General features: G+C 69.8%; 20 protein-coding genes. 6 read left to right on the top strand and 14 right to left on the bottom strand.

The window, feature by feature from the left end:
• Positions 1-169 precede the first annotated feature (169 nt).
• On the bottom strand, positions 170-814 hold the full coding sequence (locus tag ACFQMF_RS04990) for an FAD-dependent oxidoreductase (RefSeq protein WP_256408661.1): 645 nt from the start codon (positions 812-814) through the stop codon (positions 170-172).
• Positions 815-1,203: 389 nt separating this feature from the next.
• On the opposite strand from ACFQMF_RS04990, the gene ACFQMF_RS04985 reads away from it, so the two are divergent.
• The 3 genes from ACFQMF_RS04985 (at position 1,204) to ACFQMF_RS04975 (ending at position 5,229) form a co-directional block, all read left to right on the top strand.
• Complete coding sequence (locus tag ACFQMF_RS04985; protein ID WP_256408662.1) at positions 1,204-2,961, top strand: 2-oxoacid:acceptor oxidoreductase subunit alpha; 1,758 nt, start codon at positions 1,204-1,206, stop codon at positions 2,959-2,961.
• A gap of 3 nt (positions 2,962-2,964) precedes the next feature.
• Complete coding sequence (locus ACFQMF_RS04980; RefSeq protein WP_256408663.1) at positions 2,965-3,828, top strand: 2-oxoacid:ferredoxin oxidoreductase subunit beta; 864 nt, start codon at positions 2,965-2,967, stop codon at positions 3,826-3,828.
• A 165-nt stretch (positions 3,829-3,993) separates the two neighbouring features.
• Complete coding sequence (locus tag ACFQMF_RS04975) at positions 3,994-5,229, top strand: digeranylgeranylglycerophospholipid reductase (RefSeq protein ID WP_256408664.1); 1,236 nt, start codon at positions 3,994-3,996, stop codon at positions 5,227-5,229.
• 51 nt (positions 5,230-5,280) lie between these two features.
• Here the strand turns inward: ACFQMF_RS04975 and citZ are convergent, their stop codons facing one another.
• From citZ to alaS, 5 genes are all read right to left on the bottom strand, one after another.
• Positions 5,281-6,435, bottom strand: a complete 1,155-nt coding sequence (gene citZ, locus ACFQMF_RS04970; RefSeq protein ID WP_256408665.1) for a citrate synthase — start codon at positions 6,433-6,435, stop codon at positions 5,281-5,283.
• Positions 6,436-6,557: 122 nt separating this feature from the next.
• The gene (locus ACFQMF_RS04965) at positions 6,558-8,456 is read right to left on the bottom strand and encodes a PINc/VapC family ATPase (RefSeq protein WP_256408666.1); all 1,899 of its coding nucleotides are present in this window, start codon (positions 8,454-8,456) and stop codon (positions 6,558-6,560) included.
• Positions 8,457-8,553: 97 nt separating this feature from the next.
• The gene (locus ACFQMF_RS04960; protein WP_256408667.1) at positions 8,554-9,270 is read right to left on the bottom strand and encodes a type 1 glutamine amidotransferase; all 717 of its coding nucleotides are present in this window, start codon (positions 9,268-9,270) and stop codon (positions 8,554-8,556) included.
• A 102-nt stretch (positions 9,271-9,372) separates the two neighbouring features.
• Positions 9,373-10,179 (bottom strand): alpha/beta fold hydrolase, encoded by an 807-nt coding sequence (locus ACFQMF_RS04955; protein ID WP_256408668.1) that lies wholly within the window; start codon positions 10,177-10,179, stop codon positions 9,373-9,375.
• A 25-nt stretch (positions 10,180-10,204) separates the two neighbouring features.
• On the bottom strand, positions 10,205-12,985 hold the full coding sequence (alaS, locus tag ACFQMF_RS04950; RefSeq protein WP_256408669.1) for an alanine--tRNA ligase: 2,781 nt from the start codon (positions 12,983-12,985) through the stop codon (positions 10,205-10,207).
• 135 nt (positions 12,986-13,120) lie between these two features.
• On the opposite strand from alaS, the gene ACFQMF_RS04945 reads away from it, so the two are divergent.
• The 3 genes from ACFQMF_RS04945 to ACFQMF_RS04935 are packed head-to-tail and all read left to right on the top strand — an operon-like array spanning position 13,121 to position 15,588.
• Positions 13,121-15,031: a histidine kinase dimerization/phospho-acceptor domain-containing protein gene (locus tag ACFQMF_RS04945; RefSeq protein ID WP_256408670.1), complete on the top strand. Its 1,911-nt coding sequence runs from the start codon at positions 13,121-13,123 to the stop codon at positions 15,029-15,031.
• 45 nt (positions 15,032-15,076) lie between these two features.
• On the top strand, positions 15,077-15,355 hold the full coding sequence (gene srp19, locus ACFQMF_RS04940; RefSeq protein ID WP_092563260.1) for a signal recognition particle subunit SRP19: 279 nt from the start codon (positions 15,077-15,079) through the stop codon (positions 15,353-15,355).
• A gap of 2 nt (positions 15,356-15,357) precedes the next feature.
• The gene (locus ACFQMF_RS04935; protein ID WP_256408671.1) at positions 15,358-15,588 is read left to right on the top strand and encodes an H/ACA ribonucleoprotein complex subunit GAR1; all 231 of its coding nucleotides are present in this window, start codon (positions 15,358-15,360) and stop codon (positions 15,586-15,588) included.
• A 1-nt stretch (position 15,589) separates the two neighbouring features.
• Here the strand turns inward: ACFQMF_RS04935 and ACFQMF_RS04930 are convergent, their stop codons facing one another.
• The 8 genes from ACFQMF_RS04930 to ACFQMF_RS04895 all read right to left on the bottom strand — a co-directional run bounded on the left by ACFQMF_RS04930 (position 15,590) and on the right by ACFQMF_RS04895 (position 22,712).
• The gene (locus tag ACFQMF_RS04930) at positions 15,590-16,069 is read right to left on the bottom strand and encodes a hypothetical protein (RefSeq protein ID WP_256408672.1); all 480 of its coding nucleotides are present in this window, start codon (positions 16,067-16,069) and stop codon (positions 15,590-15,592) included.
• A 94-nt stretch (positions 16,070-16,163) separates the two neighbouring features.
• Positions 16,164-17,696 carry an NADH-quinone oxidoreductase subunit N gene (locus tag ACFQMF_RS04925; RefSeq protein ID WP_256408673.1) on the bottom strand — a complete coding sequence of 511 codons (1,533 nt, stop codon included), beginning with the start codon at positions 17,694-17,696 and terminating at the stop codon, positions 16,164-16,166.
• The gene (locus tag ACFQMF_RS04920) at positions 17,689-19,221 is read right to left on the bottom strand and encodes a complex I subunit 4 family protein (protein WP_256408674.1); all 1,533 of its coding nucleotides are present in this window, start codon (positions 19,219-19,221) and stop codon (positions 17,689-17,691) included. The genes ACFQMF_RS04925 and ACFQMF_RS04920 overlap by 8 nt, the downstream gene beginning before the upstream one ends.
• Positions 19,218-21,260, bottom strand: coding sequence for an NADH-quinone oxidoreductase subunit L (gene nuoL, locus ACFQMF_RS04915; protein ID WP_256408675.1), 2,043 nt, complete (start codon positions 21,258-21,260; stop codon positions 19,218-19,220). The genes ACFQMF_RS04920 and nuoL overlap by 4 nt, the downstream gene beginning before the upstream one ends.
• Before the next feature lies 1 nt (position 21,261).
• Positions 21,262-21,582, bottom strand: a complete 321-nt coding sequence (nuoK, locus tag ACFQMF_RS04910) for an NADH-quinone oxidoreductase subunit NuoK (RefSeq protein ID WP_008004452.1) — start codon at positions 21,580-21,582, stop codon at positions 21,262-21,264.
• Positions 21,579-21,938 (bottom strand): hypothetical protein, encoded by a 360-nt coding sequence (locus ACFQMF_RS04905; protein ID WP_256408676.1) that lies wholly within the window; start codon positions 21,936-21,938, stop codon positions 21,579-21,581. Before ACFQMF_RS04905 ends, nuoK begins: the two co-directional genes overlap by 4 nt.
• Positions 21,935-22,201, bottom strand: a complete 267-nt coding sequence (locus ACFQMF_RS04900; RefSeq protein WP_256408677.1) for an NADH-quinone oxidoreductase subunit J — start codon at positions 22,199-22,201, stop codon at positions 21,935-21,937. Before ACFQMF_RS04900 ends, ACFQMF_RS04905 begins: the two co-directional genes overlap by 4 nt.
• Before the next feature lie 49 nt (positions 22,202-22,250).
• Positions 22,251-22,712: a NuoI/complex I 23 kDa subunit family protein gene (locus tag ACFQMF_RS04895; protein WP_004596401.1), complete on the bottom strand. Its 462-nt coding sequence runs from the start codon at positions 22,710-22,712 to the stop codon at positions 22,251-22,253.

Here is a 22,712-nt window from a genome sequence, read left to right as displayed (position 1 = left end):
CGCGAGGACGAAGCACGGCGCAGCAAGCACCGCAGCGAAGGAGCGGTAGCGACTGAGCGAGGAGCGCAGCAAGCCGCGCGAGTCGTCGCGGCTGGGGCTTTGGAGGCCATCACCGTCGATCCACGGACAGCCACTCACGAATTGACGGCCGAAACGTCTCGAACCGCGTCTAACCGAAGTTCTCGACCTTCGCGGCGTCGGCGTCGCCGCCGGCTGCCTCGACCGCGGCCTCGGCGTCGGCCACCAGATCGGCGAAGCCGTAGACGAAGACGGTCTCGCCCTCGCTTCCCGTCAGCGCCTCGGCGACCGCCTCGTCCAGCGCCTCGTCGGCGTCGAGGAGGTGGACCGCGGCCCCGCGCTTTTTTAAGCGATCCAAGCGGTCGGCGTGCGACACGTCGTCGTCGCGGTAGACCACTGCGGCCTCGGCCCCGTCGTCGAGCGCGCGCTCGGCGATGGCGACCGCCGGGCCGACGCCCGGCCCGCCCGCGATGACGACCGCGCGCGGCTCGCCGTCGTAGTGCTGGTCCCCGAACGGCCCGGAGAGCGTCATCTCCGTGCCCGCCTCGGCGCCGGCGAGGAACCCGGAAAAGTCGCCGCCCTCCTCGGGGTCGATCCCGACCGTGACCTCGAACGTGTCGCCGACGGTCGGCGACGAGAGGGTGTAGAAGCGGGCGACCGACTCGCCGTCGATCTCCGTGCCGAGCTTCACGAACTGCCCGGGTTCGGCGGCGAACCCGTCGGGCGCGTCGAACCGAAGGGCGTACGTGTCGCGGCCGACTGACTCGACCGCGCTGACCGTCGCTGTCGTGTCCATACGCCCGATCCGGTCGGCGGACACAAACGTGTTCCCGTCCGCGTCGGCGCCGCCCGTCGTCGAACGCGTGCGAGGCGCGACGAGCGCGACGACCGGACCCCGGAACGATCGGACTTCGAGTTATCCGGACTCCGGGCCGACCGGACACGGGGACGGACTCCGGAACGTCCGGACGCCCCCACAATAGTTCGACGAACGTCGAAAGTCAATGCGACGAAGTGGGTCGATCGTGAGGATTAGAGAAAACGAATGTCCAAATAATACCTATATATTTCAGTTTACAAAATAATCTCGGCTATATTTGCAAATTGCTGACCGATCGTCCGAGAAGGCGTCGGTAGCTCCTTCCAGAAGTCTTTTGATGAGTCCGGCGAAAGCCCCGTCATAGCATGGCCGCGGACTTCAATTGGGCCGTCGGCGGAGAGGCCGGCGACGGCATCGACTCGACCGGGAAAATCTTCGCGCAAGCGCTCTCTCGGGCGGGTCGACACGTGTTCACGTCGAAGGACTTCGCCTCGCGGATCCGGGGCGGCTACACCGCGTATAAGGTGCGGACCTCCGTCGACAAGGTACAGAGCGTCGTTGACCGGCTCGACGTGCTCATCGCGCTGACCCCGCGGACCATCGAGGAGAACCTCGACGAGCTCCACGAGGGGTCGGTGATCATCTACGACGGCGAGCGGACCACGATGCAAGACGTCGAGATCCCCGAGGAGATGGTCGGGATCGACGTCCCGCTCAAGCGGCTCGCCGAGGAGGCCGGCGGGGCGATCATGCGGAACGTCGTCGCGCTCGGCGCGGCCTGCGAGGTCGCCGAGTTCCCCATCGAGAACCTCGACTCCGCGCTGGAGAAGCGGTTCAAGGACAAGGGGCAAAAGCTCGTCGACAACAACAAGGAGGCCGCCCGCGCGGGGCGGTCGTACGTCGCCGACGAGTACGACCACGAGTTCGACTACGACCTGGAGACCACCGACGAGGACTACGTGCTCCTCAACGGCGACGAGGCCATCGGGATGGGCGCCATCGCGGCCGGCTGCCGCTTCTACGCCGGCTACCCGATCACGCCCGCGACCGACGTGATGACGTACCTCACCGGCCGGATCGAGCACTTCGGCGGCCACGTCGTGCAGGCGGAAGACGAGCTCTCCGCGATCAACATGGCGCTGGGCGCGGCCCGCGGCGGCGCCCGCGCGATGACCGCGACCTCCGGCCCCGGGATCGACCTGATGACCGAGACGTTCGGGCTCATCGCCACCTCGGAGACGCCGCTCGTCATCTGTAACGTGATGCGCTCGGGCCCCTCGACGGGGATGCCGACGAAGCAGGAGCAGGGCGACCTGAACCAGATGCTGTACGGCGGCCACGGCGAGGTCCCCCGGTTCGTCCTCGCGCCGACGACGATCGACGAGTGCTTCTGGAAGACGGTCGAGGCGTTCAACCTCGCCGAGAAGTACCAGCTCCCGGTCTACCTCACCGCCGACCTCTCGATGGCGGTCACCGAGCAGACGTTCTCCCCGGACACCTTCGACATGGACGCGGTCGAGGTCGACCGCGGCTTCGTCGTCGACGAGGCCGACGTCGACGACCACACGAGCGACACCGACGGCTTCCAGCCCCACGAGATCACCGACGACGGGATCTCGCCGCGGGCGTTCCCCGGCACCGCCGACGGCGCGCACATGTCGACGGGCCTCGAACACGACGAGCAGGGCCGCCGGACCGAGGACACCGACATGCGCGTCGCGCAGGTCGACAAGCGCAACCGGAAGGTGGAGACGGCCCGCGAGCGCGAGGACTGGAGCCCGCGCGAGTTCGGCGACGCCGACGCCGACACGCTCGTGATCACGTGGGGGTCGAACGAGGGCGCGCTCGCTGAAGCGGTCGAGCTCCTCGACGACGAGGGGCGGGACGTGCGGGTGCTCTCGGTGCCGTACGTCTTCCCGCGACCGGACCTCTCCGAGGCCGTCGCGGCCGCGGAGAACGTCGTGGTGGTGGAGTGCAACGAGCGGGGACAGTTCGCGGACCTCGTCGAGCACGACGTGCTCGAACGGGTCGACCGCGTCAACAAGTACAACGGCGTGCGGTTCAAGGCCGACGAACTCGCAGCGGAGATCAAAGCGACCCTCACGGAGGGGGTGGAGGCGTAACCAATGAGCTCAGACATCCGATTCACCGACTTCAAGTCCGACAAGCAGCCGACCTGGTGCCCGGGATGCGGCGACTTCGGCACCATGAACGGCATGATGAAGGCGCTCGCGGAGACGGGCAACGACCCCGACAACACCTTCGTCGTCGCCGGCATCGGCTGCTCCGGCAAGATCGGTACGTACATGCACAGCTACGCGCTCCACGGCGTTCACGGACGCGCGCTCCCGGTCGGGACCGGCGTCAAGATGGCCCGGCCCGACATCGAAGTGATGGTCGCCGGCGGCGACGGCGACGGCTACTCCATCGGCGCGGGCCACTTCGTCCACGCCGTCCGGCGCAACGTCGACATGACGTACGTCGTGATGGACAACCGGATCTACGGGCTGACGAAGGGGCAGGCGTCGCCCACCTCGCGCGACGACTTCGAGACCTCGACGACCCCGGACGGACCGAAGCAGCCGCCCGTCAACCCGCACGCGCTGGCGCTGGCGTCGGGCGCGACGTTCATCGCCCAGTCGTTCTCCTCCGACGCGCTCCGCCACCAGGAGATCATCCAGAAGGCGGTCGAGCACGACGGGTTCGGCTTCGTGAACGTCTACTCGCCGTGCGTCACGTTCAACGACGTCGACACCTACGACTACTTCCGCGACTCGCTCGTCGACCTGAAGGAGGAGGACCACGACCCGTCGGACAGGGACGCCGCGAAGGACGTGATCCTCGACTCCGAGCAGGAGTACCAGGGCGTCATCTACCAGGACGAGGAGTCGGTGCCGTACCACGAGCAGCACGGCGTCGACGAGGACATGTCCGTCATCCCGGACGGCGCGCCCGAGGGCGCGACGGACCTCGTCCGCGAGTTCTACTGACGGCGCCGCCCGTTCTTCCGACCCGTCTTCCGCGATCGGCGACCGCGGCGACCGCCGGTATTCCGACCTCCATCGATCGCCAAATTTCGGCGACCCAGCCGGGTCACGGCCCGTTCCCGACCGGTTTCAGCAAGCCTAATTACGTGGGTCCGAATTACGTGGTATATGAGTGATCGCTACGACGTCGTCGTCGCGGGCGCCGGTCCGGCGGGGGCGCAGTGCGCCCGCGACCTGGCGACGCGCGGCTACGACGTCGTCGTCCTCGAAACGGAGTCCGAAGACGGGTTCCCCCGCCAGAGCAACAAGTCGACCGCCGGGACGTTCCCGTCGATGATGTCCGCCTTCGGGATCCCCGACGACGTCGTGATGTCGTACACCGACGACGTGGTGTTGGAGTCGCCGAACAGCTACTACGAGAGCTACCAGCCGGGCGCCGTCCTGGAGTTCGCCGACTTCAAGCGGTTCCTCGTCGCGGACGGGCGCGAGAACGGGGCCGAGTACCGGTTCGACTCGCGGGTCTCCCGGCCGATCCTCGACGACGACGGCGTCATCGAGGGCGTCCGGTACGACGGCGACGAGGAGGTGTACGCCGAGGTCGTCGTCGACGCCACCGGGCCGGCCGCGCCGATCGCGAGCGCGCTCGACGTGGTCGACCTGGAGCGGGAGAACCAGGCGATCGGCATCGAGTACGAGATGGAGGGCGTCGAGATGAACCACCCCGAGTACGCCGACCTGCGGCGGGCGATGATGCTCCGGCTCGACCACGACATCGCGCCCGGCGGCTACTCGTGGATCTTCGCGACGGGCGAGGACACCGCGAAGGTCGGCATCTGTTACATCCAGAACGACCGCCACCGCGAGTTCGCCGAGGAGGGCAAGACCGTCGACGGCTACCTCGAGGACTGGATCGAGCGGGACCCCCGGTTCGCCGACGCCGAGCAGATCGGCGACACGGTCCACCGCGGCTCGGCGCACATCCAGATGCCGGACGAGATGCACACCGACCGGTTCCTCGCGATCGGCGACACCGTCCCCACCATCGACCCGCTGTGGGGCGAGGGGATCCACAAGGGGATGAAGTCGGCCCGCGCCGCGGCCGCCACCATCGACCGCTGTCTCACGGACTCGGAGCGCCGCCTCGACGCCGAGAGCCTCGCCGTCTACGAGCGGCTCTGGCACCGCGACGTGGCCCCGCGGATGCGCGCCCGACTGATGCTCACCCGGCTGCTGTACCTCGCGCCGAACGAGCGGTACGACCGGTTCATGGAGGACCTCCGCCGGACGGACGACGACACCCTCGAACGGGCGAACCAGGGGGACAAGAGCGCGATGGCGAAGCTGCTCCACCTCGACGACCTCCCGCTCCTTGCGAAGTTCGCCCGCGAGCGGCTTGGGTCGTAGCCGGCCTGTTTTTAAACAAAGCGTTCGGGCGTCCGGAACCCGCTGCGTCTCCTATCGCTCGTCGATCGGGACGAAGTCGGCGCTCTCGGGACCGACGTAGCGGGCGCGCGGGCGGATGAGGCGGTTGTCGGCCTGGTACTCGACCATGTGGGCGATCCAGCCGCCGGCGCGGCTCATGGCGAAGATGGGCGTGTACATGTCGACCGGGATCCCGAGCGTGTCGTAGACGGAGCCGGAGTAGAAGTCGACGTTCGGGGCGATCCCCTTGTCGAGGAGCCCCTGGTCCGTTAGGTACTCCTCGATCGCGGTGGTGTAGTCGAGCCACTTCGTGTCGCCGGAGGACTCGGAGAGGTCGCGGAGCTTCTCCTGAAGGATCTTCGCGCGGGGGTCCTTCACCTTGTACACGCGGTGACCGAAGCCGGGGATGCGGCGGCCGTCCTCGCGGGCGTCTCGCACCCACGAGATGGGGTCCTTCGACGAGTCGTCGATCTCGTGGAGCACCTCCATCACGTCCTGGTTCGCGCCGCCGTGGAGCGAGCCCGAGAGCGCGCCGATCCCGCCGGTGACGCCGGAGTAGACGTCGGCCAGCGTCGAGCCGATCACCATCGCCGTGAACGTCGAGGCGTTGAGCCCGTGGTCGGCGTGGAGGGTCAGCGCCATGTCGAACGTCTCCTCGCTGACGGCGTCGGGCTCGGTCCCGGTGAGCATGTAGAGGAAGTTCCCGGCGTACGAGAGGTCGGGGTCGGGGGAGACGGGCGGCTCGCCCTGTCGCGCGCGCTCGAACGCGGCGAGCACCGTCGGGACCTTCGCCGTGATCCGGCGGCCCTGCCGGCGCGCCGTCTCGGTGGGGTGATCGTCGCCGAGCGCGTCGGCGTCGTCGTCGTACGCCGACAGCATGGAGGTGGCCGTCCGGAGCGCGGCCATCGGCCGCTCGTCGGCGTCGGCGAGCGTCCGGACCGTGTCGAGCACGTCGTCGTCGACGGCCCGCTCCGCGGCCAAGTCCGCGGCGAACGCGTCGAGCTCCTCGCGGGTCGGCAGCGAGCCGTGCCAGAGGAGGTATAACACCTCCTCGTAGCTCGCGCCCCGGGCGAGGTCCTCGATGTCGTACCCGCGGTACACGAGCTTTCCGACCTCGCCGTCGACGTGGCTCAGCTCCGACTCCGCGACGAGGACGCCTTCGAGCCCGCGCTTTAACTCGTCTGACATGGAGTGACGTTCCGACCACCGCCAAAAAAGCGTTATCTTTCAGGAGGGATGGAATACGACGATCGACGAACCCCGTGGAGTCGAACGACGGCGGCGGAGCGAGCGGGATCCCGCCGGCCGAGTCAGCGCGCCGGGACGACCGTGACGGTCCGCTTGCGGTCGATGGCGTCCTCCAGCTCCTCGGCGATCGCGGAGCCGCGGGACACCTGCACCTCGCCGCCGCGGCCGACGGTGGCGGTGAAGAGGTACTCCCCGTCCGCGCGCACCTCGACCGTCTCGCCGACGCCGTCGTCGACGTCGATGACGACGTGTCGGGAGGTGATCTCCGGCCGGACGACGGTGCCGCGCTCCTCGCCGACCTGGCCGCCCCGCCCGTCTCCCTGCCCGTTCGCGCCGCGGCCGTCGCTCCCGGCGCCGCGGGAGTCCTCCGGCTTCTCGTCGTGGGTGCGGACGTCGATCTCGATGCCGAGCCGGTTCTCGATGTCGCTGATGCGGCCGCCGCCCTTGCCGATGACGGTGCCGATGTCGCCCTCCGAGACGTAGACGACCGCCTCGTCGTTCCCCTTGAGCTCGACGTCGACGTGGCCGTGCGCGACCGACTTGATCTCGCGTTCGATCTCCTTCTTGGCGATGCGGCCGACCCCGGTCTCGCTCTCAGCCTCGCCGCCCTCCTCGTTCAGCGGGACCGTGACGACCTGCCGGTTGAACGTGTAGATCTCGTACTCCGGGCGGCCGGTCTCGAAGTTCGACACCTGAATGACCGGCCGCGCGAGGTCCTCGGCGGTGAGCCCGGCGGGTACCTTCACTTCGGTCGTCACGTCGTAGACGGTGTGGACCTCGCCGGCCTCGATGTAGACGACGGTGTCGACGATCTGGGGGATCATCCCCAGCTCGACGCGGCCGACGAGCCGCTGGAGCGCGTCGATGGCGCGCGAGGCGTGGACGACGCCGACCATCCCGACGCCGGCCATCCGCATGTCCGAGAACACCTCGAAGTCGTTCGTCTTCCGGACCTCGTCGTAGATGGTGTAGTCGGGCCGGACCAGGAGTAGGGAGTCCGCCGTGTTCTCCATCTCGCCGCCGAGCGCGCCGTACTGGGTGATCTCCGGGCCGACCTGGAGGTCGCGCGGCTTCTCCATCGTCTTCACCGCGTAGTCGCTCTCGTTGAGGAACTCCGCGACCGCCTGCGCGAACGTCGACTTCCCGGCGCCGGGCGACCCCGAGATGAGCACGCCGCGCTTCCGCTCCACGAACCGCTCGCGGAGCTCGTCGGCGAACTCGTAGTCGTCGAGCGTCGTCTTCGCGATCGGTCGGACCGCCGTGATCTCGATCCCGTCGGCGAACGGCGGCCGCGCGACCGCGATCCGGTAGTTCCGGAACTGGACGATGTCCATCCCGTCGTCGGAGAGCTCGATGAACCCCTCGTTGGACTGGCGGGCCAGGTCGACGATGGCGGTCGCCCACTCGTCCATCTGCGCCTCGCTCGTCTCCGCCTCGTCGATGACCTCGTACCGCATCTCGCCGAGGCTCCCGCGCTTCGCCTTCGGCTTCGTGCCCGTCTTGAGGTGAACCGACATCGTCTCGTCGGTGAAGAGGTCCTGAATCGGGAGCTCGTCGACGACGCCGCGGGCGACCGGCTCGACGTACTCGACGGCGATCCCCTTCGCCCGAGCGACCTCGGCCTGGACGATGTCGCTGGAGAGGAGCGTGGCGTCGCGGTCGGCGGCGATGTCGCGGATCAGGGCGTCGACGTCGCCCTCGTGGGCGTTCGAGCGGGCGTCGCCGCTCGCGCGCTCGCCGACGTACCGCAGCTCGATCGTCCCGTCGTCGGCGAGGTCGGCGAGGCGCTTGAGCTCGCTCAGCCCGTCCCAGCCCGACTCCAGCCCGTCGTTCGCCTGCGACTCCAGCTCGCCGACGACGGCCTCGGGGACGAGCACCGTCGCCCCCTCGTAGGTCCCGTCCGCGACGCGTTCGGACACGCGGCCGTCGACGACCGCACTGGTGTCCGGTACTACGTTCATACCGCCGTTCCGGGCGGGAACGGTATAAGGGTGTTCGACCCGAGCGGCGGCCCCGCCGGCGGCGAGCGCGTCCGTCGAGCGCCGGCGACGCCCCCGCTCAGTCGTCGGCCGCCGCCCGCGACTCCCGCTCCGCCCGCAGCCGCCGGGCGTACTCGGTGAAGTTGTCGAACAGCGCCTTCGCCTCGCAGGCGGCGTCGTGCGCGGCCGGGGTGATCTCGCCGAGGACGGCGTCCACGCGCGCGTCACCGAGGCGCTCGCGCTTCCCCTCGGTGACCTCGCGGGCGGTGTCGACGTCGTACTCCGGGTGGAACTGCACGCCCCAGCAGTGGCCGTCGCGGAACGCGTGGACGCCGTGGTCGTTCTCGGCGAGCAGCGTCGCGCTCGGCGGGAGCTCGACCACCGTGTCGCCGTGAGTCGTGAAGGCGGTGAACTCCTCGGCGATCCCGTCGAACAGCTCGTCGTCGCCGCGCCGGCGCACCGCGTTGTACCCGATCTCGAACTCGTCCATCCCCGCCACGCGCCCGCCGAGCGCCTCCGCGAGCACCTGGTGGCCGTAACAGACGCCGAGCACCGGGACGCCCGCGTCGGCCGCGTCCGCGACGTAGTCGACGAGCGGGGGGATCCACGCCTCGTCCCAGTAGACGGACGACCGCGAGCCGGTGACCACGACCCCGTCGAACTCGGTGTGGTCGGGGAGGTGGCCGTCGGTCGCGTCGAACTCGACGAGGTCGGCGTCGAGCTCCCGTCGGAAGTTCCGCCGGGTGTTGGCGCCGTCGTGGGCCGCGTTCAGCAGGGCGAACCGGAGCCGTGTCATTGGCACCAATGAGACGCGACGGACGCAAAACGGTTGCGGCGACGGGGAGCGCTACCGGCGTCGAGGAGGGCGGGAGACGACCGCCCGGCGGAGACGGACGACCTACCCGGAGAGCGGGTCGGCGCCGTGCTCCGCGAGCCACCCGACCAGCGCGTCGTTGACCGCGGCCGACGCCTCGACGCCGACGAGGTGGCGCGCGCCCTCGACCGCGCGGAGCTCGCCGCGCGGGAGGCCCTCGGCGAGCGTCTCCGCCGCCGACGCCGGGCAGACGGCGTCGTCGGTCCCGTGGACGACGAGCGTCGGCGTCGTGAGCTCGTACAGCCGGTCCGAGAGGTCGAACCCCTCGACGGCCGCCCGGTGGGCCTCGAACGCCTCGCGGCCGGCGTCCTCGGCGAGCCGCCACTCGGCGATCCGCGACAGCGCGTCGGGGTGCGCCTCGCGGAAGTCGGCGGAGAGGAGGCCATGGAGCGACCCCTCCACCGCCGTCGGGTCGGCGGGGTCGGCCCACACGGCGTCGGGCTTGTAGGCGTCGCCGGCGGGCGGCGTGCCGAGGACCGTCAGGCTCGCCGGGCGCGAGGAGGCGAGCGCGGCCGCGAGCGCGACCATCCCGCCGAGCCCGTACCCGACGAGGTGGGCGTTCCGGACTCCCTCCGCGGCGCACACCGCGTCGACGTCGGCGACGAGGTCCTCGACCGCGTACGGCCCGGGCGGCGCGTCCGACCGGCCGACGCCGCGCGTCTCGGGCGTGACGACCGTGTGCGGCCCCGCGAGCGCGGCATGCTGCCAGCCGAACTGCCACGCGCCGAGCCCGACGTCGCCGCAGAAGACGACCGCCTCGTCGGGGTCGCCGGCGTCGGGCGCGTCGACCTCGTAGCGGATCGAGACGCCGCCGTTGTTCGCGCGTGGCATGGATGAGAGACGTGGTGCGAGGCCGTCAGGCCTCCTGCAGGCTACGGAGGACGTCCGGCGCCGCCGCGAGCGCGTCGTCGAGCGCGTCGACGTCCGGGCCCCCGCCCTGCGCGAAGTCCGGCGGGCCGCCGCCGCCGCCGCCGACGCGACCGGCGAGCTCGGCGACGACCTGCCCGGCGTTGACGTCGACGCCGTCGGGGACGCCGACGACGAAGCTCGCGGAGCCGTCCGCCCCGCTCCCGACGACCGCGACCTTCCCGTCGTCGACGTGGGCGTTCGCGGTCGCGCGGAGCTCGTCGGCGTCGCCGTCGAGCCGCTGGATCACGGCCGTGGCGCCGCCCAGGTCGACCTCCTCGGCGTCGGCGCCGCCGGAGGCGCGCGCGGCCGCGAGCTCCTCTTTCAGCGACTCGACCTCCTTGCCCCGCGCCTTCCACTCCTCGAAGAACCGCTCGGCCGTCTCGGGGACGTCGAGCGGGTCCACGTCGAGCGCGCTCGCGGCGTCGTACAGCGCGTCCTCCGTGCGCTGGGTGGCCTCGATCGCCGCGCCGCCGGCCGCGAACACGATCCGCTCGACGCCGTCCTGCACGGGCTCCGTCTTCAGCACCTTCACGGCGCCGACCTCGCCGGTGCGCTCGACGTGGGTGCCGGCGCAGGCCTGCACGTCGGCGTCGCCGACGTGGATCAGCCGGACGTTCGTCCCCGGCGGGACGCCGCCCTGATAGAGGTCGAAGCCGTGCTCGGCCTCGGCCTCGTTGCGGTCGGGCCACTCCTGTCTGACCGGCACGTCGTCGCGGACGAGCTCGTTGGCGACGCGCTCGATCCGCTTGACCTCCTCGCGGGTGATCCGCTCGTAGTGGCGGACGTCGAGCCGCGAGGAGTCGATCCCCTTCTGCGCGCCCGCCTGCCGGACGTGCTCGCCGAGCACCTCGCGGGCGGCGTGGCCGATCAGATGCGTCGCCGTGTGGTGGGCGCGCAGCCGGTCGCGGCGCTCGCCGTCGACCTGTCCCGTGACGAACTCGCCCTTCCCCGGGTCGGCGTCGGTCCGGTGGAGCACGACGCCCGCCTCCTCCTGCACGTCGACGACGTCGACCGTCGTCTCGCCGACGGTGAGCTGGCCCCGGTCGGCGGGTTGGCCCCCGCCCTCGGGGTAGAACATCGTCTGGTCCAAGACGACGTCGTACCCCTCCCCGCGCTCGAACACGTCGAGGACGACCGCCTCGAACTCGGTGCGGCCCTGGTCGTCGTAGAACAGCTTCTCCGTCTCCGGGAGGTCGCCGAGCCGCTCGTCGGCGTCGTCCGCGGCCTCCTCGCCGTCCGCCTCCTCGTGGCGGTCGGCGACGAGCGCGTAGAAGTCGTCCGGCACGTCGACCGTCGCGCCGCGTTCCTCGGCGATGTCGGCGACCATGTCCGGCTGGATCCCGTGGGAGTCGTACAGCTCCAGCAGCGCCTCGGTCGGGATCGGCTCGCCCGTGCCGGCGTGCTCGTCGGCGAGCGACTCGACCTTGCGGGAGCCGCGTTCGAGGGTCCGCCGGTACTTCCGCTCCTCGGTGCGGACGATCTCGCGGATCGTGTCGCGGTTCTCGTAGCCGAGCCGCTCCGCCTGCATGTCGACCAGCTCGTCGAGCGGCGCGTCCACGTCGACCTCGTCGACGAGCCGCTTCGTCCGCCGGAGCACCATCCGGGCGAGGTAGCCCGTGCCGACGTTCGAGGGGACGATCCCGTCGCCGAACATGTACGCCAGCGTCCGCGAGTGGTCGGCGATCGCGTAGATGGATTCGAGCGGCTCGACGAGCTCGCGCAGCCGGTCGACCCCGACGTCGAGCCGGTCGGCGATCTCGCCGCGGGCGTCCTCCACGTCGTCGACGTCGTCGATGTCGAGCCGGCCGGAGAGCTTCGCGGCGCGGTGGACGAGCCGCTGCTCTTCCTCGGTGTGCTCGATCCCGGCGTTCTCCTTGAGGAAGTCGATCGCGTCCGGGTAGACCGCCTCGTAGACGGTCGCGGTCCCCTGGCTCATCCACGTCCACCGTTCGAGCCCGTAGCCGGTGTCGACGATGTACGTGTCCATGAACGAGTACGTGTTCCCGTCCTTCATCTCGTACTCGCCGTCCGGGTCCCGCTCCATGCACATGAAGACGAGCGTCGCCAGCTCGGCGCCTTTATAAATGACTTCGATCGCCGGCCCGGCGTTGCCGCCGCCGACCCACGGGTCCTCGATGTAGGTGATCTCGTTCAGGTCGGCGCCGAGGCTCTCGAACAGCTCGTCGCAGTACGCGACCGTCTCGTCCTTCCAGTACACCTCGCCGTGGTAGGCGTACTCGTCCTCGTCGACCGCCTCGCGGGTGTTGAACGCGTGGTGGGCCATCATCTCGAACGCCATCGTGTGCCGGCCCGTCTTCCCGACGTTGTCGATGTCCTGCATCCGGATGCAGGGCTGCGAGATGGTGAGGGGGTTCGCCGGCGGGGGGGTCCGCCCCGACGTGACGAGCGGCTGGAAGTCGTAGATCGACGCCTGCGTTAAGAGCACGTCGTCGCGCCAGCGGTTCGCCGCGACCGGGTACGGCTCGATCCGCTCGTGGCCGTGCTCCTCGAAGAAGGAGAGGAACGCCTCCCGCATCTCCGACAGCGAGCGCGGCTCCGGGAAGCCGGGGTCGTCGATGAAGCTGTAGTCCTCGCACGGCGGCTCCCCGCAGAGCTCGCGGTCGCCGTCCCGGGTCCAGAAGTGCGCGCCGCAGGAGGTACACTCCCTCCGGACGAACCCCTCCTCCTCGAAGTAATCGAGACGGTACTCCGCTTCGAGATCGCTCATTAGGGGAACGTGACCCGTGTTCGTGCAAAAGGGTTCCGGGGTGGCCCGAGGGCGAACGCGTCGGGGCGAGCGCCCCGCGGAACGCCCCGTCGAAAGGAAAATTTATGCTCGCGGCGGGCGGTACGGAAGTACGTCGTGGAAACCGTATCGAGCGGGGATCCGGTCGCCGTCGTCCTCGCCGCGGACCCGCGCGCCGCGGCGCCCCTCCCCGACGACGTGACGGGCCGAACCGTCGATCCCGCCGACGCCGACGCCGACGCGTTCGCCGACGCCGCCCTCTCAGTCGTCCGCGACGCCGACGGGCTCGACCGCGTCCGCGAGCACGGCGGATCGGTCCCGGTCGTCGCCTCGGTCGACGACCCGACGGGCGACGTGGCCACGGCCCCCGGCGTCGACGCCGTCGCGACGACCGCCGAGGACCTGTCGGCGACCGTCCGGTGGGTCCTCGCGCGCGACGGGACGGTCGGGGCGCCGCCGGCCCGGACGCCGTCGCGGATCGAGCGGCTCAACGCCGGCGCGACGCGGCTCGCGTCTGTCCGGTCGACCGAGGCGGCCCACCGGGCCGTCGTCGCGATCGCGGACGAGGTGTTCCCGGCCCACCGCTGCGTCGTCGGCGTGCGCGACGGTGAGTGGGTTGAGCCGGTCGCGGCCTCGGCCGACGTGCCGATCGAGGACTGCAACCGCGTCCGGGTCGGAGCCGAGTCCGCCGAAACCGTCGTGGAGACCGACGAGCCGGTGATCGAACCGAATCCGAACGGTGAGCGCCCGTACGACACGCTGCTCGGCCTGCCGGTCGGCGACGACACGGTCTTCCAGCTCGTGACGGCCGGCCCGGACGGGTTCGACGACGACGACCGCCGGCTCGCCGGCCTGCTCGCCTCGCACTTCGAGGAGACGCTCGACCGGATCCGCGTCGACGAGGCGCTCAGGACCGAGCGCGACCGCCTGCTCGCGCTGTTCTCGAACGTCCCCGACCCCGCGGTCGCGTACGACTACGCCGACGGCGAGCCGATCGTCCACCGGGTCAACGACGCCTTCGAGGAGACGTTCGGCTACGACGAGGCGACGGTCGTCGGCGAGTGCGTCGACGACTACATCGTCCCCGAGGAGGAGGCGGCGATCGAGGAGGCCGTCGAGCTCAACGAGCGGCTGCGGCGCGGCGAGAACGTCCGGCGGGAGGTGACCCGGACGACGGTCGACGGCCCTCGGCACTTCATCCTCCACGTCGTCCCGATCCGGCTCAACGAAGAGAACGTCTCCGGGTACGCGATCTACACCGACGTCACGGAGCGGCGCGAGCGCGAGGCGACGCTCCGGCGGCAGAACGAGCGGCTCGACGAGTTCGCGAGCATCGTCTCGCACGACCTCCGGAACCCGCTCGCCGTCGCTCAGGGGTACGTCGACCTCGCGAGCGACACCGGCGACCCGGCGCACGTGGCGAAGGCGGAGGAGGCGTTAGAACGCATGGACGAGCTCGTCGGCGACCTCCTCTCGCTCGCGCGGCAGGGCCGGTCGGTCGGCGAGACGGAGCCGGTCTCGATCGGAGCGCTCGCGAGGGACGCCTGGGAGGGCGTCGACACCGGCGGGGCCGAGCTGGTGATCGAGAGCGACGTGACCCTCGACGCGGACCTCGCTCGGACCCGCGAGCTGCTGGAGAACGTCTTCCGGAACAGCGTCGAGCATGGCTCGACTGGCAATCGGACAGAGTCCGATGACAGCGTGGAACACGGTTCCACGAGCAGTCGGGCGGAGCCCGACGACAGCGTCGAGCACGGCCGCGACTCGGCAGACGCCCTCACCGTCCGCGTCGGCGAGGCCTCGTTCCGCTCCGACGGGGGCGAGGGGACCGGCTTCTTCGTCGAGGACGACGGTCGGGGACTCCCGGAGGAGGGGGACCGCGTGTTCGAGAGCGGCTTCACGACGGACGAGGGAGGGACCGGGCTCGGCCTCGCGATCGGTCGACGCATCGCCGAGGCCCACGGCTGGGAGGCGCGCGCGCTCACCGGCGAGTCCGGCGGCGCCCGGTTCGAGTTCCGGACCTCGTGAGCGCGGGTCCGAAACGACCTTAGGCCGCGCGCTCGCCTCTCCGGTATGGTCGAGAACGTCGTCTATCCCGCGTACTTCGACGCCGAGCGGTCGCGCTCGGAGGGCCGTCGCGTCCCGACGGACCTCGCGGTCCCCGAGCCCACCGTCGACGAGATCGCCAAGGCGGTCCAGCAGGTCGGCTACGACGCGGTGATCGAGCGCGACAAGACGTACTCCCGCGAGTTCGAGCCGCGGGGCGCGGTCGTCGTGCGGGGGACCGAGGACACCGCGAAGAACGACCTCGTGCAGGCGGTCGCCGCCTACCTCGGGGTCATCCGCGAGTGACGATGCGGCGAGTCGGCACCGTCGTCCGCACCGCCGGCGGACTCGCGATCGCGCGCGGCGACCGCGGCGAGGAGCCGCCGCGGATCGGCGCCGCCGTCGTCGACGAGTCGCTCTCGACGGTGGGCCGCGTCGTCGACGTGTTCGGTCCGGTCGACAGACCGTACGTGGCGGTCACGCCGAGCGACGGCGACGGGCTCGCGGCGCTCGTCGGCGGGAAGCTGTACGCGCGCTGACTCAGTCGCCGGCCGACGCCTCGCCGTCCCCGGGCGTCGGTCCGCCGCTCTCCGTCGACGTGTCCCCGCTCTCCGGCACCGCGTCCTCGTTCTCGGTCGACGCGTCTCCGCCCTCCGGCGCGTCTCTGTTCTCGCCCTCGGCCGGCGCTTCCCCGGTCTCGGCCGACGCTTCCCCGGCCGACGCCTCCCTGCCTCCTACCGGCGCGTCCCCCTCGACGACGTCGAAGTCCGCCAGCGTCTTCGTCGAGCGGACGAGCCGCTCTGCGACGACCAGTTTCTCCGTCCGGTCCAACCGCTCCCAGTCGATCTCCGCCGGCGGCGACTCCTCGAACGCGCGGAACTGCTGGAACACCGCGTCGTTGACGAACCGCTCGAACGAGTCGCAGCTCGGACACGTCACCGAGAGGTGCGACACGTCGAACGTCCGGCTCACGGTGTGCTCCAGACAGTTCAGACAGCGGTACGTCCGATTCCTACTCATACGCGAACGACGCGCCGGAGGCGGGAATACCTGCGGGTACCGGACGCGTAGTCGAAGCGAAACGGACGAAAGCGGTGCAGGGACCGCGAGACCGTTAGAACAGCGCCGACGCGGCCGCCTCGGCGGTCTCGATGACGGGCCCGAAGCCGGGGAGAAGCAGCACCGTCGCGACCGCCGCGAAGACGACCGCGGCGTACAGCGCCGTCGGCCGCACGTCGATCGCGTCCAGCGCGGTCGCCGACGCGGGGTCGTCGAGGAACAGCGCCTTCACGACTCGACTGTAGTAGTACAGCGAGATCACGCTGTTGACGGCGCCGACGGCCGCCAGCCACACGAACCCGTTGTCGATGGCGCCCATGAACAGGAAGTACTTCGAGAAGAAGCCGGCGAACGGCGGGAGCCCGGCCAGCGAGAACATGAACACGGCCATCGCCGTCGAGGCGACGGGCGCGCGCTTCGCGAGCCCGGCGTAGTCCTCGAAGGTCCGCCCGACGCCCCAGCGCTCCGCCATCGCGACGAAGAGGAACGCGCCGGTGTTCATGAAGCCGTAGACGAGCAGGTGCGCCATCGCGGCGCCCATCACCGCGCCGTTCCCGCTCCCGTCCGCGGAGAGCGCCGCGACGCCGATGAGCGCGTAGCCGGCGTGACCGATCGAGGAGTAGGCGAGCATGCGCTTGACCTCCTCCTGTACGGCCGCCGCGAAGTTCCCGAGCGTCATGGTCACGGCCGCGAGGATGCCGAACGCGAGCACCCAGTTGACGTCGGCCGACAGCGACGCGCCGACCGGGAACGCCTCGGTGAACACGCGGAACGCGACCACGAAGCCGGCCGCCTTCGAGGCCGACGAGAGGAAGGCGCTCACGGGGGCGGGCGCGCCCTCGTACGCCTCCGGCGCCCAGAAGTGGAACGGGACGGAGGCGGTCTTGAACGCGACGCCGCCGAGGATCATCACGACCCCGAGGCCGGCGATCCCGCTTCGGCTCCCGATCCCGTCGGCGTTCGAGGCGATGTCGCCGAGGACGCCGGCCACGTCGCCGAGCATCAGCGACCCCGTCGCCGCGTACACCAGCGAGATGCCGAACAGGAAGATCGCCGAGGAGAGCGCGCCGACGAGGAAGTACTTCAGCCCCGCCTCGACGCTCCCGCGGTTCTGCTTCAGGAACGCGACGAGCACGTACGACGGCAGCGACACCATCTCCAGGGCGACGAACACGACCGCCAGCGAGTTCGCGACCGCGAGCAGCGACATGCCGGTCGCCGCGAACAGCGTCAGCGAGTAGAACGTCGCCGGGTTCGGGTGGTCGTGGAAGTAGTCGTGGGCCGCGACGACGACGAGCGACGTCACGGACGCGAAGATGGCCGTGAAGAACAGCCCCAGCGTGTCCACCTTGACCGCGTCGGCGAACAGCAGGATCGCGCCGCCGGTGTCGCCGCTCCCGGTGCCGGAGGCGACGAACCAGACCGTCGCGGCCAGCGAGGACAGCGCGCCGAGCGCGCTCACGACCGCCATCGAGGTGTTCGACCGCGCGTCGGGCGCGACGGTGTCGACGAGCAGCAGCGCGAGCCCGGTGAACCCGAGCAGCAGCGCAGGCAGCAGCGCCGTCACCTGCGGGAGCGCGTTAACCATCGACGCTCACCCCCTCGACCACGGGGACGGCGGCGTCGCGGATCATCTCGAAGAAGATGTCCGGCGCGACGCCGAGCACGATGATCGCGATCAGCAGTGCCGCGAGGGGAGCGACGTCGTGGAACGGCGCGGGCCCGATCTCGTAGTCGGTCGCGAGCTCGAACGGCCCGAACAGCGTGCTCTGCATCGCCGACAGCAGGTAGCCGGCGACGATGACGATGCCGAACATCGCGAGCGCCGTGAACAGCGGGGCGTACGGGAGCGCCGGCGCCGAAAAGGAGCCCACGAAGATGAAGAACTCGCCCGCGAAGCCGGCCATCAGGGGCAGCCCCATGTAGCCGAACGCGCCGGCGACGAGGATGCCGACCGTGACCGGCATCCGGTCGGCCATCCCGGCCATGTCGCCGACCATCCGCGTGTGCGTCGCGTTGTAGACGACGCCGACGGCCATGAACATCAGCCCCGAGATGAGGCCGTGCGCGACCATCTGGAACGTCGCGCCGCCGACGCCGTACTCGGTGAAGACGACCAGTCCGAGGATGACGTACCCCATCGACGAGACGGAGGAGTAAGCGACGATGCGCTTGAGGTCCTTCTGCGCCAAGGCCAGCATCGCGCCGTAGATGACGCTGACCACGGCGACAGCGGCGATCGGGACCGCGAGCGCGGACGCCTGGTCCGGCAGCATCGTGAAGTTGAACCGGAGCAGCGCGTACGTCCCCATCTTCAGGAGGACGCCCGCCAGGAGCACCGACACGGGCGTCGGCGCCTCCACGTGGGCGTCCGGCAGCCACGTGTGGAACGGGACGATCGGGACCTTCACGGCGAACCCGAGGAACATCGCGAGGAACGCGACCGTCGCGATCGTCCCGGGCGCGACGCCGAACCACGTCCCGAGGCCGCCGTCCGCGATCGCCTGGGTGATCTCCGGGAGCGCGAACGAGCTCACGGAGTCGCCGAGCGCGAACGTCAGCGACATGAACCCGATGAACATCAGCAGCGACGCCGCGTTCGTGTAGACGAAGAACTTGATCGCGGCGTACTTCCGCCGGGGACCGCCCCAGATACCGATGAGGAAGTACATCGGGACGAGGACGGCCTCCCAGAAGACGAACCAGAGGAAGAAGTCGAGCGCCGTGAACACGCCGAGGAGGTTCGCCTCCATGAACAGCATGAGCCCGTAGAACTGGCTCTGGCGCGCGTCGATCGGCGTCCACGCGCTCACGATCGCGAGCGGCACGAGGAACGTCGTGAGCACGACGAGCGGGAGACTGATGCCGTCCAGCCCGACGAACCACGAGACGGAGCGGCCGCCGACTTCGAGCCACTCGATCTGCGTCCGATACGCGATCTCGCCGCCGGTGAGGGCGTTCCCGGAACCGTCGAAGCCGGACCAGAGGTATAACGACCCGAGGAACGGGATCAGGCTCAGCGCGAACGCGAGCCGTCCCGCCCACTCGTCCGGGGAGAGGAGGACGACGAGCGCGCTCGCGAACGCGACCGCGATGAGCGCTTCGAGTATCACAGGAACCACCCCCCGGAGACGCCGAGCACTAAGATTAGCGCGACCAGCCCCAGCGTGAGCAGCGCGGCGTACTGCGAGACGACGCCGTTCTGGATCTGCCGGACCCGGTCACCGCCGATGAGACTCACCGAGGAGACGCCGTTGACGACGCCGTCGATGATCCCTTGGTCGAAGGTGTCGGCGCCGCCGGCGACGTCCTCGGTGCGATACGCGAGCCATACCTGCAGTTCGTCGAGGTAGTAGTTGTTGTACAGCACGTCTTTGATCCCGCCGAGCTTCGCCGTGTGCTCCGTCGGCGACGGAACGTTGTAGAGCCGCCACGCCACCAGCAGACCGGTCAGCGCGAGGCCGAGCGAGACCGCCGCGCCGGCGAGCACCGTCGCGACCTCGCCGCCGACGAGGTACTGGCTGCTGTACGGGCCGACGTCCGCGTAGTGGTGCGAGGAGAGCCCCTCGATCCCGCCCCACTCGTTGTCGAGCCAGCGGTGGAGCAGGTCGATCCCCTCCAGCCCGAGGACCTTCTGGACCGGCACCATGTTGATGAGACCGGTGACGACCGCGAGCGAGCCGAGGACCGTCAGCGGCCCCTTCACGTTCCAGCGCACGGGTTCGGGGTCGCGTGCGGTGTCGGTGCGCGGCTCGCCGTGGAACGTCAGGAACACCATCCGGAAGGTGTAGAACGCCGTGACGGGGACCGCGAGCAGCCCCATCAGGTAGCCGCCGAACAGCAGCGGCTCGCCGGGCGCGTGAACGAGCGCCTCGTAGAGGATCTCGTCTTTCGACCAGAACCCGGCGAACGGGAAGATGCCCGCGAGCGCGAGCGAGCCGGCGAGGAACGTGTAGTAGGTGACTGGCAGCTTCGACTTCAGCCCGCCCATGTCCCACATGTCCTCGTTGTGGTGCATCGCGATGATCACCGCGCCCGCGCCGAGGAACAGCAGCGCCTTGAAGAAGGCGTGCGTGGTCAGGTGGAACACGGCGGCCACGTAGCCGCCCGCGCCGAGCGCGAGCATCATGTAGCCGTACTGCGAGATGGTGGAGTACGCGAGCACCTGCTTCAGCTCGTCTTTCACGACGCCCATCGTCGCCGCGAACAGCGCCGTGAAGCCGCCGATGAAGGCGATCACCGCGAGCGTCGTCGGCGTCAGCGCGTAGAAGCCGTACATCCGCGCGACGAGGTAGACGCCGGCCGCGACCATCGTCGCGGCGTGGATCAGCGCGGAGACGGGCGTCGGGCCCTCCATCGCGTCGGGGAGCCACGTGTGCAGCGGGAACTGCGCCGACTTCCCGACCACGCCGCCCAGCACGAGCAGGCCGACGACGGTGAGCCACGTCTGCAGGTCGAGCCCGCCCGGCGTCCACGCGACCGACGCCTCGCCGGCGAGCGCCGCCTCGGCGAGCGCCGGGAACGACTCCGGCCCGGCGAACTGCGCCGTGCCGAACGTCCCGATGACGGCGACGACGCCGATCAGGAAGAAGTAGTCGCCGAACCGCGTGACGAGGAACGCCTTCTTCGCCGCCGACGGCGGCCCGGGCTCCCGGAAGTGGAAGCCGATGAGCAGGTACGAGCAGAGCCCGACCAGCTCGAAGAACATGAACGCCATCAGCAGGTTGTCGGCGACGACGAAGCCGAGCATCGACGCCGTGAACAGGCCGAGGCCGGCGTAGTATCGCGGCAGCCCCGTCTCGCCCTCGTCGTTCATGTAGCCGAGCGAGAACACGTGCACGAGCAGCGCGACGAGCGTCACGATGACGAGCATAAGCGCCGACAGCGGGTCGACTAAGAGTCCGAAGGAGAGCTCGACGTCCGTCGGGCCGATCCCGCCGGCGCTCGCCCACGTGTAGATCGTGCGGTTCGCCGCCGCGCCGCCCGCGACCGTCGCGAGCACCCACAGCGAGAGCAGGAACGACCCCGCCGTCGCCGCGATGCCCCCGAAGGCGCCTCCCTTGGGGAGGTACTTGCCCGCGCCGAGCGCGATCAGGAACGAGAAGAACGGCAGGAGGACGATCGCCGGAACGTATGAGAACACGTCTATCATGTTACCACCTCATCTCCGTCGGAACGGTCACGTCGGTGACGCCGAAGTTGCGGTACAACACGAGGATGATGCCGATCCCGATCGCGACCTCCGCGGCCGCGAGCGCGATGACGAACAGCGCGAACACCTGTCCCGTGAGGTCGCCGTAGTACAGCGCGAAGGCGACGAAGTTGATGTTCGCGGCGTTCATCATGAGCTCGACGCTCATCAGGAAATACAGCGCGTCGCGCCGCGTGAGCACGCCGAACAGCCCGATACAGAAGACGGCGGCCGCGAGCAGCAGGTACCACTCCGGCGGGATCGAGGAGGCGACGGCGGTCACGGGCGGTCACCCCCGTCGCGGCCGCCGTCCGTGAACGCCTGCCCGACGGCGGCGATGATCGAGCCGCCCTCCTCGCGTTTCGCCAGGTACACCGCGCCGTCGACGGCGACGTCGAGCGCGACGGCGGCGATCAGGAACGCGGCGAGGAACCCCTCGGAGGGGATCGTCGCGACGTCGTACTCGCCGAGGTTGAAGAGGGCGTACCCGATGTTGTGGACGACCGACGCGTCGGCCGGGAAGCCGGCCGCTCCGCCGGTGAAGTCGGCCGAGAGCGCCGTCAGGGCCAAGGTGACGAAGAGGAGTCCGACGGCCGCGGCGGGGACGAGGCGTCCCCCGGGGCCCGAGTCGTCGCTCATGCGCTGTTCACCTCCGTTTCCGTCTCCGATCGCGTGAGCATCACGCCGAACGTGACGAGTATCAGGACCCCGCCCACGTAGACGAGGATCTGCATGGCGGCGATGAACTCCGCCTGTAACATCACGTAGTGCACCGCGACGCTCGTCAGGGCTCCGCCCAGAAGCAGCGCGGCGTGGAACACGTCGCGCGCTAAGACGACCCCGAGGCCGAACGCCAGCGTGACCGCGGCGAACAGCCCGAACGCGATGGTAGCATAAACCATTGTGTTTGTCTCCTATGAGAACCCCTTTGAAGATTTCGAGACGCGCCCGCTACTGGTAGTCGACCTCACCGTCGCCCTCCCCGATCCACGCGCCGCGATCGGGGTTCCGGGACTCCAGCGGGTCGATTCCCTTGTACCACGGGACGTTCTTGAGCTGTTCTTTGTTGAACACGAAGTCGTCCTTCGTGTCCGCGGTGAACTCGAAGTTCTGCGTCAGCAGGATGGCGTCGACGGGACAGACCTCCTCGCAGAGCCGGCAGTAGATGCACTGCCCGATGTGGAGGTTGTACTGCTCCCCGTTGCGCTGGTCGTCCTGCACGATCTGGATCGTGTCGTTCGGGCAGACGTTCTCGCACTGCCGACACCAGATACACCGCTCTTGGCTGAACTTGTGGACCCCGCGGAACCGGGGGCTCACCTCGGGCGCGTCCTCCGGGTATTCCACCGTGAACGTCGACCCGTCCAGCGCGTGTTTCATCGTCGTCGCCATGGATTTCATGAGTCCGATCAT

The sequence above is a fragment of the Halorubrum rutilum genome (assembly GCF_042665015.1).
GTDB classification, from domain to species: domain Archaea; phylum Halobacteriota; class Halobacteria; order Halobacteriales; family Haloferacaceae; genus Halorubrum; species Halorubrum rutilum.
This window is presented reverse-complemented; position numbering and strand designations above follow the sequence as displayed.